Here is a 16729-nt window from a genome sequence, read left to right on the forward strand (position 1 = left end):
CGATACCGCCATTTTAACGATCGGGAGCCAGTGTCGCCACCCATAACCATCGTGATATCGGCAACTGCTGACAGGTTGGGCAATATCAAGCGCTTGTGCCATCATAGAGCCTTGTCGCACTACGCCACATCTGAGACCGCCGCCAGACCCTTCTCCGGCCGATCAGGTGCATCGTACACAGATCATGGGATGTTGCATGCATAAGTCTGCATTACTGCTTGGTACCTGCCTGCTTGGGCTTTCCCTGTCCGGCTGCGCTTTTCTCCAGGACAACCAGGAATCGCAATCCACCTCGTCGCCTGATGACGCCACTGCATCATCCGCGGAACCGTCAGCGGACATCCGTTACGCCGATTTCGAACCGGAAGAACTGTACCTGCTGCTTTCCGGCGAGATAGCCGCCCAACGGGGCCGATTCGACGTCACCCTTGTCAATTACATGAAGGCGGCACAGCAATCCCGCGATCTGGGCGTGATTGAGCGGACCATGCGCATTGCCCAGTCACTGAACGCCGATAACGCGCAGCAGAAACTGGCGGCGCTGTGGCTGGAGGTAGCCCCGGACAACATGCAGGCACATCGCATCTCCGCCATCCAGGCCGTGAAGAAGAACGAACTGGAGACCGCCCTGGGCCACATGGAAAAGATCATGGATCTGGGCGGCGACGCGGATTTTGACAGCCTTGCCGCGATGGCCGGAAACCTGCCGCCGGAACAACAGCAGGAACTGCTCGACTTATACCAGCAACTGGAGCAGCGCCACCCTGACAACCCGGAACTGCAATACAGCATTGCCCTTCTACTGAAGGTGACGGGCGAGCCCCAGCAAGCCCTCGCCAAACTGGAACCCCTTCTGGACAGCAAGCCGGATTTCCAGCCAGCACTGATACTCAAGGGCGACCTGCTCTACCAGACCAACCAGAAACAGCAGGCCCTGGATCACCTGAGGGCGAATACACGACAATTCCCCGACAATCGCCAGATGGGAACCCTCTACGGCCGCATGCTGATCGGCGAAGGTGAGCTGCAAACCGCCCAGAACGAATTCCGCCGGCTGGTTAACCGCTTCCCCGACGTTCCCGGCCTGCGGCTCTCCTACGCCCTGGTCGCGCTTGAAAACGATCAGATCGCGCTGGCCGAGGAGGAACTGACACGCCTGATCGAACAAGGCCACCACAGTGATGAGGCTCACTACTACCTGGGCCGGATTGCCGACGAGGAAAACGAAAACGAGCAGGCCATCGGCTACTACAGGAATGTCGAGAAAGGTAATTACTTTTTCCCGGCCCTGGCCCGTGCCAGCGAACTGATGGCGGAACAGGGAGAGCTGGATGAGGCCCTGGCCGACATTCGCGAGATCCGCAAGAACAACCCCGACCAGGACGAGAATTTCCGCCTGCTGGAAATCAATCTCCTGCTGGATCGGGATCATGACGAGCGAGCCCTTCAGGCGGCCAATGAAGCCCTGGAATCCTTCCCTGGCAATGTCCGCATTCGCTACGCCCGTGCCATGCTGCTCGACTCCATGGATAAGCCAGAGCAGGCCGAAGCCGATCTGAGAACAATCATCGAGGAACAGCCCGACAACGCCGTGGCACTCAACGCGCTGGGTTATATCCTTACCACCCGCACGGACCGACTCGATGAAGCCAGGGACTATATTGAGAGAGCCCTGGCCATCGATCCGGAGAACCCTGCCATACTCGATAGCATGGGCTGGGTACTGTATCTGCAGGGCAACACCGACGAGTCACTGAGCTATCTGTCACGTGCCTGGGAGGCCTACGCTGACCCGGAAGTAGCCGCTCATTACGGCGAAGCGCTCTGGCAAACCGGCAATCAGGAACAGGCCCGCTCGATCTGGAGAGAAGGCTTCGAGCAGGACCCGGACCACCCGATACTGACTGAAACTGTTGAAAGGCTGACCGGGGAGCCGTCCCTGTGAAATTATCGGTTATCGCGCTGACGTTCGCCGCCCTGGTTCTGAGCGGCTGTAGCTCACTGACAGTTGAACCACTTCCTGAAGGCCTGACTGAACAGCCACCGGCCGACTGGAGCAAGACCAGTGCCCGACTTGACCAGCTTCAGCACTGGGAACTGACCGGCAAACTCGCCGTTCGCCAGCCCTCGGACAGCGGCACCGCCGTCATCAACTACTGGAAACAGGACCGGGAAACGTACGAACTGGCGCTGTCATCATCGTTCCTCGGTATGGGCCGCACTACCCTTGAAGGCGTTCCCGGGTTCATCGAACTCACACTTCCCAACGGCGAGCGCTACCAGTCCGGCGACCCGGAGTCCCTGGTCAACGCCGCCACCGGCTGGCTGCTCCCCGTTGACAGCCTGGCCTGGTGGATACGGGGCCTGCCCGGCCCTGACGGGGACTTCCGGCTGTTCTTCGACGACAAGGGTCAACTGGCCGTCATACGCCAACTGGGCTGGGAGATCCGCTACGACCGCTGGCAAGCATTCATAGAGGGCTACCCTCATCTGCCCGCCCGTATCACGGCGGTCAAGGGCGAGAAGCGCGTGAGGGTGGTGGTTACCAGCTGGAACCAGACCGATGGAGACAGCCAGTGAACAGCCTGGTTCTGCCCTCCCCGGCAAAACTGAACCTCTTCCTGCATATTCTCGGGCGTCGACCGGATGGCTACCATGAACTGCAAACCCTGTTTCAGTTTCTGAATTATGGCGACACCCTGACCCTGACCGCACGCACCGATGGCAGAATCGTCCTTGAGCAACCCCTGCCCGGGGTGCCCGACGAGGAAAACCTGATTGTCCGTGCTGCGCGACAACTGGCGGCAACCGCAGGTCATACGACTCCCGGTGTCAGTATTGCAGTCGACAAGCAGTTGCCCATGGGCGGTGGCCTGGGTGGTGGCAGCTCCAATGCCGCCACCACACTGGTGGGGCTGAACCGCCTGTGGGGCCTGAACCGCTCCCTGGACGAGTTGGCTGAACTGGGCCTGTCCCTGGGTGCCGATGTGCCCGTATTCGTTCGCGGACATGCAGCCTGGGGCGAAGGCGTGGGCGAACGACTCACCGACGCCAACCCACCAGAAGACTGGTTTCTGGTTATAAAACCACCTTGCGATATAAGCACCAAAGAGATTTTTTCCGAGCAAGGGTTGACAAGGGATACCCCCGGAATCAAAATAGCGCCCGCTTTTGAGGGAGACGCCTCGAGGTACCGAAACGACTGTGAGGATGTAGTTCGAAGACTGTATCCTGAGGTTCATCAAAGCCTGGAGTGGCTTGCACAATTCGGACCTGCAAGATTAACCGGAACCGGGGCTTGCATATTTGGACGTTTCCCGACAGAATCCGCAGCCCGGATTATCTGGGAAAGCAAACCCTCCGGCATCACGGGGTTCGTAGCTCAAGGGGTGAACATTTCACCACTTCACAAAAAGCTGACAGAGCTGAAATGATGCCAAAAAAGCACGATACTGGGGTGTCGCCAAGTGGTAAGGCAACGGGTTTTGATCCCGTCATGCGCAGGTTCGAATCCTGCCACCCCAGCCACCTTTCTCCCGCTTCTTCTGAATCAAACGCCGATACCGAGAAGGATGCCGTCGTGTCCAAACTGATGATTTTTACTGGCAACGCCAACCCGGAGCTTGCCAAGGCCATCGCCCAGAAACTTCACATTCCCATGGGCCAGGCCACCGTTGGAACCTTCAGCGATGGTGAAACCACCGTTGAAATCAACGAAAATGTTCGCGGGCATGATGTCTTCATCATTCAGCCCACCTGCAACCCCACCAACGATAACCTGATGGAACTGATCGTGATGGCCGACGCACTGCGCCGTGCATCCGCCACCCGGGTTACCGCGGTTATCCCCTACTATGGCTATGCCCGCCAGGATCGCCGTGTTCGCTCCACCCGTGTTGCCATTAGTGCCAAAGTGGTTGCAGATATGATTTCCAGCATCGGCGTTGACAGGGTCCTGACCGTTGACCTCCACGCCGACCAGATCCAGGGCTTCTTCGACATTCCGGTGGACAATATCTACGCCACCCCGGTCATGCTTGAGGATATCGAGAAGCAGCGCTTTGAGAACTTCGTAGTGGTATCTCCTGACGTTGGCGGCGTTGTTCGTGCCCGCGCCGTTGCCAAGCGACTGGACGATGCCGACCTCGCCATCATCGACAAGCGCCGTCCCAAGGCCAACGTGTCGCAGGTCATGCACATCATCGGTGATGTAAAGGACAAAACCTGTATCCTGGTGGACGACATCATCGACACCGCCGGCACGCTTTGCAAAGCCGCCAACGCTCTTAAGGAGCATGGTGCCGCCAGCGTGGTCGCCTACATCACCCACCCCGTCCTTTCAGGCCCGGCTGTTGACAACCTCAACGCCTCCGAATTGGACGAACTGGTTGTCTGCGACACCATCCCACTGGGTGACAAAGCGCGTAATTGTGATAAGATCCGCATCCTCACTATGGCTGGGCTGCTTGCGGAATCCATTCGTCGCGTCAGCAACGAAGAGTCCATCAGCGCGATGTTTGAGAACGCCTGATCAGCTAACCACCTGATTTAGTGAAAAGAATCCAGACCGGGAGCCCAGTGGGCTCCCGGTCTGTTTAGTCCGCCGGAAAACAGCCGGCATATCGAAAATATCACCGGTTCAGGACCTGGTCGCGGGCCGCTCTGGTGAAAATTGAGGTTATAACCATGTCTCAGGAATTTCTTATCGAAGCATTTCCTCGTGGCGATCAGGGGAGAGGTGCGAGCCGCCGCCTGCGTCGTGAGGAGCGTAAAATTCCGGCCATCATTTATGGCGGGAAGAAAGAAGCCGTTTCGATTTCCATCTGGCACAACGAGCTGAAAAAAGCTCTGGAAAACGAAGCCTTCTTCTCACACATTCTGACCATCGAACTGGAAGGCAAGAAAGAAAGCGTGATCCTGAAGGATCTGCAGCGTCACCCGTACAAGCCGCTGCTGACCCACGCTGACTTCCTGCGCGTTGACAAGGATCACGAAATCCACGTTAACGTACCGCTGCACTTCCTGAACGAAGAAACTGCACCGGCCATCAAGCTCCAGGGCGGCGTTGCCAACCACCAGATCAACGAAGTAGAAGTGATCTGTCTGCCGCAGAACCTGCCTGAGTTCCTCGAAGTCGACATGACTGCCGTGGAGATGGACCAGGTTGTTCACCTGAGCGACCTCAAACTGCCGAAAGGCGTTCGTATTGCGGCTCTGCTGCAGGGTGAAGACCACGACCTGCCAGTCGTTGCAATCCACAAGCCGCGCGCTGCCAAGACAGAAGATACTGACGAAGGCGAAGACGGCGAAGCGGGTGAAGAAGGCGAAGACAAGGAGTAATCGCTCCTGTACGAATGAGGGCAACGGCAGATGGCACAGGATATCCTCATGGTGGTGGGACTGGGTAACCCCGGCCCCGACTATGCGAATACCCGCCACAACGCCGGTGCCCTGTTCGTGGAAGCACTGGCCCGTGAAACGGGCCAGTCGCTCCGCCCCGAAAAGAAATACCACGGGCTCTACGCCCGAATTCAGCTTCAGGGTCTCGACCTGCACCTGCTGAACCCTTCCACGTATATGAACCGCAGTGGCCTCTCCATCAAGGCACTGGCGGACTTCTTCAAGATTCAGCCCCAACAGATTCTGGTTGCCCACGACGAGCTCGATCTGCCCCCGGGTACCGCCAAGCTAAAAAAAGGCGGCGGCCATGGCGGACACAACGGCCTGCGGGACACCATTGCTCACCTCGGCACCAACGACTTCCAGCGCCTGCGCATCGGCATCGGCCACCCCGGCGACAGCCGCCAGGTCACAGGCTATGTTCTCGGCCGCCTGGGCAAACGGGAAACCGAAGAACTCAACGCCCTGATCGACGAAATCATTCGCGTACTGCCGGACGCTGCCAGCGGCAAACTTCCCGCTGCGATGAATCGCTTGCACAGCTTCAAACCGGTATAATCCGCCCAAATTTTCCAGCACCAGCAGAGGCATTCCATGGGATTTAACTGCGGCATCGTCGGCCTTCCCAACGTCGGCAAATCCACCCTGTTCAACGCACTGACCAAATCCGGTATTGGCGCGGAAAACTTCCCCTTCTGCACCATTGAGCCTAACGCCGGCGTCGTGGCCATGCCCGACCCCCGCCTCAACAAGCTCGCTGACATCGTAAAGCCGGAAAAGGTGGTGGCAACCACAATGGAATTCGTGGATATCGCCGGCCTGGTAGAAGGTGCCTCGAAAGGCGAAGGCTTGGGCAACCAGTTCCTGGCCAACATCCGCCAGACCGACGCCATTGCCCATGTGGTGCGTTGCTTCGAGGACGACAACGTCATTCACGTCGCCAACAAGATTGACCCGGCGTCGGATATCGAAATCATCAACACAGAACTGGCCCTGGCCGATCTGGAAACCGTCGAGAAAGCCATCAAACGGGTTCAGCGAGTCGCAAAGAGCGGCGACAAAGAGGCCAAAGCTCAGCTTGAAGTCTTCGACACCCTGCTTCCCGTGCTGAACGAAGGCAAACCGGTTCGCAGCATGAATCTCGACAAAGAGAAGATGGCACTGATCCGCGAACTCTGCCTGCTCACCGTAAAGCCAACCATGTACATCGCCAACGTCAGCGAAGACGGGTTCGAGAATAACCCTCACCTGGACACCGTGAAAAAGATTGCGGAATCCGAGAACGCAGTTGTGGTGCCTATCTGCAACAAGATAGAAGCCGAAATCTCCGAACTGGAAGACGACGAAAAATCCATGTTCCTGGAAGAAATGGGCATGGACGAGCCTGGCCTGGACCGGGTCATTCGCGGCGGCTATGGCCTGCTGAACCTTCAGACCTACTTTACCGCCGGGGTGAAGGAAGTCCGCGCCTGGACGGTGAAAGTGGGCGCTACCGCACCACAGGCGGCAGGCGTGATCCATACCGACTTCGAACGCGGCTTCATCCGCGCCGAAGTGGTGAGCTACGATGACTTCGTCAAGTACAACGGCGAAGCCGGAGCCAAGGAAGCCGGCAAGTGGCGCCTTGAGGGCAAGGAATACATCGTCCAGGACGGTGACGTTGTCCACTTTCGGTTCAATGTCTGACCGCGCTGGAGCGTTCTGACGGTGAGCCTCGTGCCCGCATGCTGCAGTACCCCGGATGACCGGTGGCCCTGGCCGCAATCGTTGCCAGGGCTTGAGCTGATCAGCCTGGACTTTGACCCCGATAACCTCAAACCGGACGACTTTACGATCAGTGACATCGTCCCACCACCGTCGGTGGAAAGGGCTGTTGCCAAACGCCAGGCGGAATACCTGGCTGGCCGTTTCTGCGCCCGCGAAGGCTTACTGCGCGCCACGGGGCAACCGGTGGTGCCAGCCCTCGGCGATGACCGGGCGCCGGTATGGCCAACTGGGTGCGTGGGCTCGATCACCCACACCCAGGGTTGGGCTGCGGCGGTTATCGGCCAGCAACAGGACTACGCCGGAATTGGCCTGGACGCGGAAGTCATCATGCCCGATGAACGCGCCCTGCCGCTTTGCCGGCAAATCCTGATCCCTTCAGAGCAGACACGGTTTCGTTCGGAACTGGCCAATCATGCAGGGCATTTCATCACTCTGGTGTTCTGCCTCAAGGAAACGCTCTTCAAGGCGCTGTATCCGCTGGTTCAGAAGCGCTTCTACTTCGAGCACGCGGAAGTGCTGTCATGGGACCCGGATGGCACAGCACGATTGCGCCTGCTCACCCACCTTTCCGAACAGTGGCCTACGAATACGGAACTGGAAGCCCGGTTCGTGCAGGAGCACGACCGCCTGATCAGCCTGATCGTGGTTCCCGCCAACCACCACAATTGATAACCATTACCATTTGAGATAGGATCACGGTTTCTCTCAATCTCCCGCCAGAGGCACTATGTTTAAACTGGACGCCGTCAGTTGGCAGATCAATGGAAAGACCCTGCTCCATCCGATCGACCTGACCATTAAGCATGGTCAGGTGGTTGGGCTGATCGGGCACAACGGCTCCGGAAAATCCACGCTGGTAAAACTGCTCGCCCGCCAACTGACGCCGACATCAGGCCAGGTTTCCCTTGAGGGTAAACCGTTGGAATCGTGGGGCGACAAACCCCTGGCGAGGCAGATCGCTTACCTGCCGCAACAGCTGCCACCGACAGAAGGCCTGCGTGTTATCGATCTGATACGTTTCGGCCGCTACCCCTGGCATGGCGCACTCGGACGCTTTTCCGCCGAAGACCGGGCCCAGGTGAACCGAGCCATGGCACTGACGGATACGGAACAGTTTGCCCACCGCAACGTCGATGAACTGTCTGGGGGCGAGCGCCAGCGGGTCTGGCTGGCCATGCTGATCGCCCAGAACGCCCGGTATCTGCTGCTGGACGAACCCACTTCCGCACTTGATATTGCCCACCAGGTGGAAGTCCTGTCTCTGGTTCGCAACCTGGGCAGGGAGCTGGACATGGGTGTCGTTGTGGTTCTGCACGACATCAATATGGCCGCCACCTACTGTGACCACCTGGTCGCACTCCACAGCGGAAAGTTACTGACGCAGGGTGCGCCCAAAGAGCTGATGAACACCAGCACACTGGAATCCATCTACGGTATTTCCATGTCTGTCATGCCTCACCCTCATAATGATGGGGCACACATTGCCATCGCCTGAACCCCGCCGTTTGGTACCCTGACGCTTTTAAACCGATTGGTTGTTCTGCTCAGGCCTGCTCGACCAGGCTTTCCGGAAGCTGGGCCCCTTTAGGCGGTTTATCAATATGGGGACAATTCTCACACAGCGCCAGCTCCGGCAGCCGGTAACGGATACAACACTGACGCCGCTGACGCAGGGGCGAAGGCCCGGATGAGCGTTCCACATAGCGTACCGGGCTGAACATCGGGTTTTTGCCACCATCCGGGCGGCGCTCTGATTCAATCAGCCGTTTGCCGTCAGCAAGCATCTCCGCCGGCAATCCAAGGCCAGCCATGGCATGAACCAACCACTCAACATAATTGGCGGCATTGTTCCACAACACCTTCCTGGACAGCTTTACCTGCTGGTTCCAGCCCTCGATAAGTGGTTCGAAGTTGCCGTCCAGCAGCTCCTTAAAGCGTTCGAAAGGCCCTTCGGGCTTGCTCGCAAAGGGCTGTCCCTCATGGGGTAGCCGGAAGGCTTCCGGCAAGCCGTCATCCCCCAGAATCACCTCAAGCTTGTCGAGTGCCACTGGCAGCTCATGCCCCAGCACCATGTTCGCCGCCACAGTCGGCACGATCAGCTTCACGAAGTATGTGCGGGACCACTGGGAAACCAATGCCCGCCTGTCATCACCTGGCTGAAAGCGGCGATAATGTTCCAACAGCCACGCCAGGCCATCGGTGGTTATCAGTTCCCGGACAGGAATTGCTGGCCGCGGATCATCCGGCAGAACCAGTATGTCCCGGTAATGTTCGAAATCCCCGACGAACAGGGGGGCAAGCGCACGAATAGTCATGAATCAGGCTGCGTAAAGCTGTTTGAGAGGAAGGAACCTAACACATCGAAGACCGTTCAAAGAAGCGCTCCCGCGAAAGTGACATGAGCGCGGCTCGTTTGTGGGGGAAATCAAAATCCCGGACCCGATCAAAGCCGGTATTCTGAAGGTGGTGAATCATACGGTCGTTGTCGGACCGAGGTTCGGAGACGATACGCTGTGTCCGGGGTTCATCCAGAAACAGGTAGTGCACCAGGGACGGCAGCCAGCACGCCACTTTGTGGGGGCCACGGTGGTGATCCTCCCCGACCAGCATGTGGATGCCACGATCATGCAATCCGGCCTCACAATGGGGCCCGATACGATCTTCCTGGGCCCAATAGACATCGAAAAAACCAAACGGTTCGTCATCAAAACAGCCGATCAGTTGCAGGCAATGGGGGTCCTTCGCGAGGACCTCCAGATGCCTGCGATGCTCTTCCAGCGACCCGCTCTCCTCCCAGAAATACTCGACCCTGGGGGAGTTCTGCCAACGATTGAAGCGCGCCAGGTCTTCCCGGATATCCAACGTACGAAAAGAAATCCAACTGCACAACTGGGTATCATGGCGGCGGTACACCTCGCCAACGGGTTTTTGCGGTCGTATCGGAACACCCGGGTTTTCCAAAGTATCTGCTGTACTCACGTTACCTCCTCCCGAAGCGCCGGGTTCTGTGGATTGCTGGAAAGCCCATGCCCCTCGGCCATTGCAACGACGACTTTCCTGGGGCCGGCGAAGGGTTCCCGCGCATGGGCCATCAACATATTGTCCAGCATCAGGATGTCGCCACTGCGCCACGGGAAGACCACGCGACATTCATCCAGAACACCCCGGACTTCCTCCAGGGCGGAGGACTCAATGGCGCCGCCATCGCCGTAGTAAACGTTTCTGGGCAGATTGTCCTCGCCCACGGTTTCCAGCAGGATCGCCTGCATTTCCTCATCCAGCGCCGACAAGTGGAACAGGTGCGCCTGATTGAACCACACCTTGTCGCCGGTACGGGGATGACGGGCAACTGCCTGACAGCGCTGAGCCGTGCGCAGACAACCATCGTCTTTCCAGGTTACGTCAATACCCTGCCGTCGGCAGAAAACCTCAACCGCTTCGGCACTGTCGGTGTTGAACACCTGTTGCCAATCCACATCAAGGCCGTTGCCATAGTTGCGAACGTAAGTCAGCCCCCGCTCACTGAAACGCCGGCGCAGGGCCGGATCGATCCGGCGATAGACCTCTCGGCTGTCCGCGATGGGGGTCTCCCCGCCCTGCTCGGCCGCCCGAGCACAATAGAACCAGATCCGCATTGGCCACTCGGTGGTATAGGCCTGCTCGTTATGCAGTGGAATGCTTCTGTGAGCCGGATACTCCGTTGAGGTATAAACACCTTTTCCGGTCACCTGGCTGCGGGGCGTTGAACCAAACTCGTAACTGAGCAGCGGATGACCAAAAGAACCGGAAAACGACTGGAAGCCCTCAACGCCGGGCGCTGAAAAGCCGCGAAACAGGATGGCACCGTCTTTTTCCAGTCGGTGCTCGACCAGCTCCCGAATTGCTCCAGCAACCTGCTCCAGGCCGGTATCCGGCGTGAGCGGGCTGACCTTGAGCGGAACACCGTCCTCGATGGCCAACGCCTCAGGCGCTGTTCTGGCCGTGATGGAATTCATCGGCTTCAACCTCCGGCCATCGCATCCTGCAGGCTTTTGGGACGCATATCCGTCCACGCTTCACGGATGTGCGCGAGACACGAGGCCTTATCCCCCTCCACGCCTATCGCTTTCCAGCCTTCGGGAATGGGTTTGTAGCTCGGCCAGATGGAGTATTGCTCTTCGTGGTTAATGACAACCTGAAAAATGGTGCTCTCGCTATCGAAACTCATGACGTACCTCGCCTGACCTGTAACTCTAGGGGCAGACCGCCCCTCCCATACTCTCCAAGACGAACGGGACACCCGGAAATTTAGGGCGACGGCCTGTCTGAGCCCATCCCGTTCATCACATCAATCATCTGCTTCATGATGACGGTGGCGGTCAGCGGCCCACCAAACGACCAGTAGTTGGTTGCCAGGAAGCCGTAGCGATGCTTCCGCGCCGCCGGCAGAGCTCGCCAGAGCGGAGATTCAAACATCGGTGCTCCACTGAAATTGCCGATCATGAAGATATGGGCATCGGGTGCCTGGGCAAGCGCGTGGATTTCAATCCGCTGGTGGATGGTGTGGCTTTCCCGCAATGGCCAGGGATTGGTGCCGCCCAGCCGGTTCGCCAGGCTGACGACCAACGTCTGTTCATTCGAAACAATAAACAGCCCCTGCTCTGCCAATGGGTAAAGCACTGCGATGGGCTCTCCGGCCATCCCCCTTTTACGAGCCACCCGCCTTCCCTTATCCAGGACCTGTTCCAGCCGGGCAACAACCACCTCCGCCTCAGCCTCTCTCCCTGTCAGGGCCGCCAGGTGCCCCAGAATCGCCTTTCCAACGTCTACGGCATCCCGGGGTGACGTTTCCAGGGAGACCCGATACATCACTGTGGGCGCCAGCCGGTCAAGGCGGTCAAATAGGCTGACATGGAGGCTGGACACACCCAGAATCAGGTCCGGCTGCAGGCTGACCAAACGTTCCAGGTTGGGTTGTTGCGGCGTTCCCAGGGATTCCACGCCATCCAGACTGTCAGCCAGAGGCTTGCCCTGCCAGCGATAGCTGTCCGGGTTGGCAACACCCACCGGCTGTATACCCAGCGCCAGCAGAATCTCCGTGGTGAGATCATCCAGACTGACGATCCGCAGAGGCTCGTCGGGAATCGTCTCTGACTGCGCGGCCACGATAGGCTTCGGTGGTTCGGCGTTGGCGACCAGAGATACGAGGCAGAGTGCAATGGCTGCAATTAACGTCATTCCGGCTCTCATGCTTTACGAAAGTAGGTTCGGGTCAGGAGCACCAGGAAAATCGGCGCCCCTATGGTGGCGGTCATCACACCAAGTGGCACGTCCAGCGGTGACAACAATCGCTGCCCCCCCACATCCGCCAGGATCAGCAAAACCGCGCCCATCAATGGCGTCACGATCAGCCGATCCCGATAGCCATAGAAGCCCAGCAACCGCACAGCATGAGGCACCAGCAGCCCAACAAAAGCCACCGGCCCAAGCACACTGACAGCCGCAGCAATCATGAAACTGGCCAGCACAAGCAGTAGCAGGCGTTTACGGGCGGCGCCCACACCCAGACTGTCCGCGACCCCATCTCCCAGGGCCAGCAGGGCCAGCCACCGACGCGCCAACATCGCCAGCACCAGGCCGATGCACAACCAGGGCAACAACACCCATACATCACCCCAGGTAGTGGCGTAGCTGCTTCCAGCCATCCAGATCAGCGCGAGCGTTATGTTCAGGGAGTGAAAGCCAATCAACAGGCTGGTGAGCCCCGCAGCAACACCGGTCAGAGCGAAGCCTGCCAGAATCAGCCGCAAGGGCTCGAGACCATGACGAACGTTGAGCAGAATGACGACGGTCAGTGCCACGGTCGCCCCAAGCCAGGCGAAGGGCAGGCGCCAGCCCGGTGCGAGTTCGGGCAGTAGCATGATCCCGGCCAACACCGCCAGTGCGGACATCTGGCTGACCCCCAACACACTGGGACTCGCCAGTGGGTTGCGGGTTACTCCCTGTAGAATCAGACCACTGGAGGCAAACAAGGCGCCCCCGGCGGCATCCACCATCAGCCGGGGCAACCGCAGGTCCAGCAACTGCCAGGCCACTCCATCCCCCGCCAATAGCATGGTCAGGCTGATGGCGTCGCCACCTAGCACGCCATAACCCAGCCCACCGCCCAGCATCATCGTCAATATCACCACGATCGCGACGGCGGAGAGCTTTTTCCCGGTAGGCTCCCCTGACCCCAGGGCTGCCTGAACCGGAAACTGGCGGCTGCGGGTCAATCGCAACAACAGCATGACCGCGACGCCGCCAAGAACCGCCGACAAGGTCGCCAAAGGCAGTTCCATCACCTCCGCCACAGCAGCCACCACAACATCCGCGGACAACGTCAGGACCCCGCCCCAAAGCGCAGCCAGCGGCAGCAACCGTGATGGCCAGTGTACGCCAAATCCGTAGCGCACCAGGTTCGGCGCAACCAGACCAATGAACCCCAGCGGCCCGGCGATATGAATTGCCAGTGCGGTCAGCAGAGTGCCTATCAGGATAACCACCGTTTTAAGCATGCGGGGTGACAGCCCCAGCACCCGCATCTGGGCATCTCCCAACAGAGCCATGTTCAGCGGTCGCCGCAGCAACGCAAGAGCGAGCAGCAATGGCGGCACCATCGACAGTGCCAGTTGCACCCGGGCCCAACCGAACTGGCTGAGTGACCCGGTGTCCCAGATCGCCACCACAAAGGCCGCCCGTTCATTGAGGGTGAGCAACAGCGTCAACAGGGCGTAAAGGATCTGTGCCATGGCCATGCCGGCCAACACCAGGCGCAGCGGCGTCGTACGACTGCCGCCGGCGAAAAAGAACGTCAGCATCGCGGCCACAAGACCACCCAGGAAGACCAGCGGCAGGGCAAACGCCGCTGGCAGCATCATCCCCAGGATGACCCCAAACTGGGCGCCCGCCGTGATACCAAGTAGATCCGGCGACACCAGCGGATTGCGGGTAATCAACTGCATCAGGGCGCCGGCAATACCCAATCCCGCACCGACGATCAGGCCTGCAATAACTCGGGGTAACTGTGCCCACCAGAGCAGCAGGCCATCGAGGGACGGTGACGACTGCCATGGGGTCAACCAGGCACCGGCCTCCGGCATCGGATAACGGAAAAAGCCCTGCCATAACAGCAGGGCTATCAAGGCCAGGGTTCCCGCCCCGGTCGCCAGCCACAGTCGGCGGTTCGTCGCCTTGACCTGGCCACCTTCAATTTGCTGATTCACCGCAGTCACACCAACATCCATTCATCAGGGTGCAGAGAATCCGGCGATGGCATCGGCAGCCGCAGGAAGGCACGGCCGCCGTCAGCACATCGCCGGCTCAGGCACTACCAGTTATAGGAAACCGTGCCCTGAACGGTGCGCTCAGCGCCATAGTAGCAACGCGAAGCATTGTTACATTCGCCGACGTATTCCTCGTCAAACAGGTTGTGGACGTTCACGCGGGTCTCCCAACCGTTAAGGAATTGGTAGGCCAGAGCCAGGTCCACCAGAGTGACATCGTCGGTCTCCAGTCGTGACGGGTAGGCGAGATTATCTTGATCTGGGTAAGCATAGGACTCACCCACATAACGCACACCGACGCCAGCTTCCACGCCACGCAACAGGTCCTCGAAGAATTTGTAGTTGGCCCAGAGCGAAGCCTGGTTGCGCGGGACGCCCACGACCTGCCTACCCTCATAGCGAGGGAAGGGTTCATCTTCGACGATCTTTGCGTCGGTGTAGGTGTAGGTGGCCAGCAGGCTCAGGTTCTCGTTGATGTCGCTGTTGAGTTCAAACTCGACACCCTCGGACTCCGTACGGCCGACGTTCCGATAGGCACCAATGGAACCGTCATAATTGACGTCGTCCTTCTTGACAATATCAAACGCCGAAACGGTCACCAGCGTATCCAAGCCCGGCGGCTGGTACTTGAAGCCGGCTTCATACTGCCGACCTGTGATCGGTTCCAGGGCTTCATTATCCGTCGTAGTCTGGCGAGCTGGCACAAACGAAGTGGAATAGCTGAGGTAAGGCGAAAGGCCAAAATCAAACTCGTACATCAGGCCGGCCTGCCATGTGAACTCCTTGTCGTTGAAGTCGAAGTCCTCGCCTCCCGGCAGACGATTATCAAATTCAGTTTCGGCGTAATCAAAACGCCCTCCCAGTAGCCCGATCAGGTTACCGACCCGACTCTGCACCTGTGCATAAACACCAGCCAGGTTCTGAATTTCCTCACCGTCGCTGGAGGTGGTCGGGGTACCCGGGATCCGGGCCCAAACCGGGTCATAGATGTTGATAAATTGAATATCGCTGAAACCGACATCCTGGGTCTGATCAAAACTGGTGCGATCAAAGCTCACACCGGCAAGCCAGGTGTTTTCGGTAGCGCCGATCTGCAGATCTCCAACCAGTTGGTTGTCGATGGAATAGGTACGCGACTCATTAAACCGGTCACGGCCATACGCACCCACGAAATCATCAAACCCATCCCCAGGGAACCCCCACCAGACTTCCTTGCGCTCAACACGGGAACGCAGGTAACGGGCGTTCTGCCGGAAGGTCAGGTCAGAATTGAACTGGTGCTCGTATTCATAGCCCAGTGACCAGACCTCACGATCAAAGGTATCCCACTCCGGATGACCAAGATTGGTGGACGGGTCGATTTGACCGGCGGGGTGATCCAACACGGTTCCGCCTGCCGGTAGCCCCAACTGAATTTCGGTATCGTCTTTCTGATAGGAGACCAGCAGTGTCAGGGTGTCCTGATCGGTCAGTTTCAGGGTCATGGACGGTGCAAAGTAAAGCCGGTCGTCCGGCACGCTGTCGGTCTGGGTATCGGATCGCCGGCTCAGGAACACCATGCGCCCCAGCACCTTGCCATCATCGGTCATCGCACCGGAAATATCAGCGGATACCTGTTTGCGGTCATGGGTGCCGTAGCTCAGGTTTACCTGGCCCTGATCGGTCTCAGTGGGACGCTTGCTCACCAGGTTCACCAGTCCGCCCGGCACGTTCTCACCGTACAGTACGGAAGTGGGGCCCTTGAACACCTCAACCCGCTCAAGCCCGAAGGGCTCTGCCGAGGTGGAGTAGGCGTTGGGCTGAACCCTGAGGCCATCGCGGTAGGTACCGTAGCCGTAGTCGCGCTGGTTCATACCGCGAATATAGAAAATGTCACCGGCAAGACCATCACCGACCGGGAACTTGGTCGAGGAAACACCCGGCATGTAGTAGAGAATATCGGACAACGTCTGGGCATTCTGGTCTTCGATGCGCTCCCTGGTAGCAACGGAAACCGACCGCGGTGTTTCAGCCAGCGGCGTGTTCGTCTTGGTCGCCGTCAGGCTTCGTTCCGCCTCGTAGCCATAGTCAGGTCCCTGCGGCCCTTCCCTCTCAGCGGTGACCTGAATTTCCTCGAGTTCCGTTGCGTTATTCTCGTCCTGGGCAAAGGCGTGGCCAGAGGTGCCTACTGCAGCCGCAAGCAGACTGATTCGGAAGGCGGATAAGCCGTTTTCCTTAAACGTCATAACTGATTCCCTACTGAATGTGACAAAAGCGCC

15 protein-coding genes, 1 tRNA gene and 1 pseudogene are annotated in these 16729 nt (G+C 58.7%); 10 read left to right on the forward strand and 7 right to left on the reverse strand.

Annotated features, from left to right (window positions below; translation table 11 throughout):
• The first annotated feature begins 196 nt into the window (after window positions 1–196).
• The 10 genes from SIC19_RS04945 to SIC19_RS04990 all read left to right on the forward strand — a co-directional run bounded on the left by SIC19_RS04945 (window position 197) and on the right by SIC19_RS04990 (window position 8662).
• Window positions 197–1945 (forward strand): tetratricopeptide repeat protein, encoded by a 1749-nt coding sequence (locus tag SIC19_RS04945; RefSeq protein ID WP_075196006.1) that lies wholly within the window; start codon window positions 197–199, stop codon window positions 1943–1945.
• Complete coding sequence (lolB, locus tag SIC19_RS04950; protein WP_075196007.1) at window positions 1942–2580, forward strand: lipoprotein insertase outer membrane protein LolB; 639 nt, start codon at window positions 1942–1944, stop codon at window positions 2578–2580. Before SIC19_RS04945 ends, lolB begins: the two co-directional genes overlap by 4 nt.
• On the forward strand, window positions 2577–3434 hold the full coding sequence (gene ispE / locus SIC19_RS04955; RefSeq protein WP_075196008.1) for a 4-(cytidine 5'-diphospho)-2-C-methyl-D-erythritol kinase: 858 nt from the start codon (window positions 2577–2579) through the stop codon (window positions 3432–3434). The genes lolB and ispE overlap by 4 nt, the downstream gene beginning before the upstream one ends.
• 19 nt (window positions 3435–3453) lie before the next feature.
• Window positions 3454–3528 (forward strand) — tRNA-Gln (locus SIC19_RS04960).
• A 52-nt stretch (window positions 3529–3580) separates the two neighbouring features.
• On the forward strand, window positions 3581–4531 hold the full coding sequence (locus SIC19_RS04965) for a ribose-phosphate diphosphokinase (protein WP_036205696.1): 951 nt from the start codon (window positions 3581–3583) through the stop codon (window positions 4529–4531).
• A 155-nt stretch (window positions 4532–4686) separates the two neighbouring features.
• On the forward strand, window positions 4687–5340 hold the full coding sequence (locus SIC19_RS04970; protein ID WP_036205694.1) for a 50S ribosomal protein L25/general stress protein Ctc: 654 nt from the start codon (window positions 4687–4689) through the stop codon (window positions 5338–5340).
• Between the two features lie 30 nt (window positions 5341–5370).
• Window positions 5371–5958 (forward strand): aminoacyl-tRNA hydrolase, encoded by a 588-nt coding sequence (gene pth / locus SIC19_RS04975; RefSeq protein WP_041333474.1) that lies wholly within the window; start codon window positions 5371–5373, stop codon window positions 5956–5958.
• A 36-nt stretch (window positions 5959–5994) separates the two neighbouring features.
• Window positions 5995–7086, forward strand: coding sequence for a redox-regulated ATPase YchF (gene ychF / locus SIC19_RS04980; protein WP_075196009.1), 1092 nt, complete (start codon window positions 5995–5997; stop codon window positions 7084–7086).
• Between the two features lie 21 nt (window positions 7087–7107).
• Window positions 7108–7836, forward strand: coding sequence for a 4'-phosphopantetheinyl transferase family protein (locus SIC19_RS04985; RefSeq protein ID WP_075196010.1), 729 nt, complete (start codon window positions 7108–7110; stop codon window positions 7834–7836).
• A gap of 58 nt (window positions 7837–7894) precedes the next feature.
• Entirely contained in the window at window positions 7895–8662 is a 768-nt protein-coding gene (locus SIC19_RS04990; RefSeq protein WP_075196011.1) for an ATP-binding cassette domain-containing protein, read from the forward strand.
• Between the two features lie 49 nt (window positions 8663–8711).
• Here the strand turns inward: SIC19_RS04990 and fhuF are convergent, their stop codons facing one another.
• The 7 genes and pseudogenes from fhuF to SIC19_RS05025 form a co-directional block, all read right to left on the reverse strand.
• Window positions 8712–9482 (reverse strand): siderophore-iron reductase FhuF, encoded by a 771-nt coding sequence (gene fhuF / locus SIC19_RS04995; RefSeq protein ID WP_075196012.1) that lies wholly within the window; start codon window positions 9480–9482, stop codon window positions 8712–8714.
• 37 nt (window positions 9483–9519) lie between these two features.
• Window positions 9520–10110: pseudogene (locus SIC19_RS05000) on the reverse strand (GNAT family N-acetyltransferase); the annotation flags it as partial.
• A gap of 32 nt (window positions 10111–10142) precedes the next feature.
• Window positions 10143–11162 (reverse strand): TauD/TfdA family dioxygenase, encoded by a 1020-nt coding sequence (locus SIC19_RS05005; protein WP_075196013.1) that lies wholly within the window; start codon window positions 11160–11162, stop codon window positions 10143–10145.
• 5 nt (window positions 11163–11167) lie between these two features.
• Window positions 11168–11374, reverse strand: coding sequence for an MbtH family protein (locus SIC19_RS05010; RefSeq protein ID WP_075196014.1), 207 nt, complete (start codon window positions 11372–11374; stop codon window positions 11168–11170).
• Between the two features lie 80 nt (window positions 11375–11454).
• Window positions 11455–12384, reverse strand: coding sequence for an iron-siderophore ABC transporter substrate-binding protein (locus tag SIC19_RS05015; protein WP_075196015.1), 930 nt, complete (start codon window positions 12382–12384; stop codon window positions 11455–11457).
• A gap of 8 nt (window positions 12385–12392) precedes the next feature.
• A complete protein-coding gene (locus tag SIC19_RS05020) occupies window positions 12393–14288 on the reverse strand; it encodes an iron ABC transporter permease (RefSeq protein ID WP_412535605.1) in 1896 nt (631 codons plus the stop codon).
• 227 nt (window positions 14289–14515) lie between these two features.
• On the reverse strand, window positions 14516–16696 hold the full coding sequence (locus SIC19_RS05025; RefSeq protein ID WP_075196016.1) for a TonB-dependent siderophore receptor: 2181 nt from the start codon (window positions 16694–16696) through the stop codon (window positions 14516–14518).
• Window positions 16697–16729: the final 33 nt, after the last annotated feature.

The organism is Marinobacter sp. MIT930201, from assembly GCF_047122665.1.
In the GTDB taxonomy this organism is placed as follows: Bacteria; Pseudomonadota; Gammaproteobacteria; order Pseudomonadales; family Oleiphilaceae; genus Marinobacter; species Marinobacter salarius.

Bases quoted from the DNA above. Each gene is read 5' to 3' on its own strand.
- SIC19_RS05015 (WP_075196015.1), bottom strand. From the start codon at position 12,384: ATGACGTTAATTGCAGCCATTGCACTCTGCCTCGTATCTCTGGTCGCC.
- SIC19_RS04970 (WP_036205694.1), top strand. From the start codon at position 4,687: ATGTCTCAGGAATTTCTTATCGAAGCATTTCCTCGTGGCGATCAGGGG.
- SIC19_RS05020 (WP_412535605.1), bottom strand. From the start codon at position 14,288: ATGCCGGAGGCCGGTGCCTGGTTGACCCCATGGCAGTCGTCACCGTCC.
- SIC19_RS05010 (WP_075196014.1), bottom strand. From the start codon at position 11,374: ATGAGTTTCGATAGCGAGAGCACCATTTTTCAGGTTGTCATTAACCAC.
- fhuF (WP_075196012.1), bottom strand. From the start codon at position 9,482: ATGACTATTCGTGCGCTTGCCCCCCTGTTCGTCGGGGATTTCGAACAT.
- ychF (WP_075196009.1), top strand. From the start codon at position 5,995: ATGGGATTTAACTGCGGCATCGTCGGCCTTCCCAACGTCGGCAAATCC.
- pth (WP_041333474.1), top strand. From the start codon at position 5,371: ATGGCACAGGATATCCTCATGGTGGTGGGACTGGGTAACCCCGGCCCC.
- SIC19_RS05005 (WP_075196013.1), bottom strand. From the start codon at position 11,162: ATGAATTCCATCACGGCCAGAACAGCGCCTGAGGCGTTGGCCATCGAG.
- SIC19_RS04990 (WP_075196011.1), top strand. From the start codon at position 7,895: ATGTTTAAACTGGACGCCGTCAGTTGGCAGATCAATGGAAAGACCCTG.
- SIC19_RS04945 (WP_075196006.1), top strand. From the start codon at position 197: ATGCATAAGTCTGCATTACTGCTTGGTACCTGCCTGCTTGGGCTTTCC.
- SIC19_RS05025 (WP_075196016.1), bottom strand. From the start codon at position 16,696: ATGACGTTTAAGGAAAACGGCTTATCCGCCTTCCGAATCAGTCTGCTT.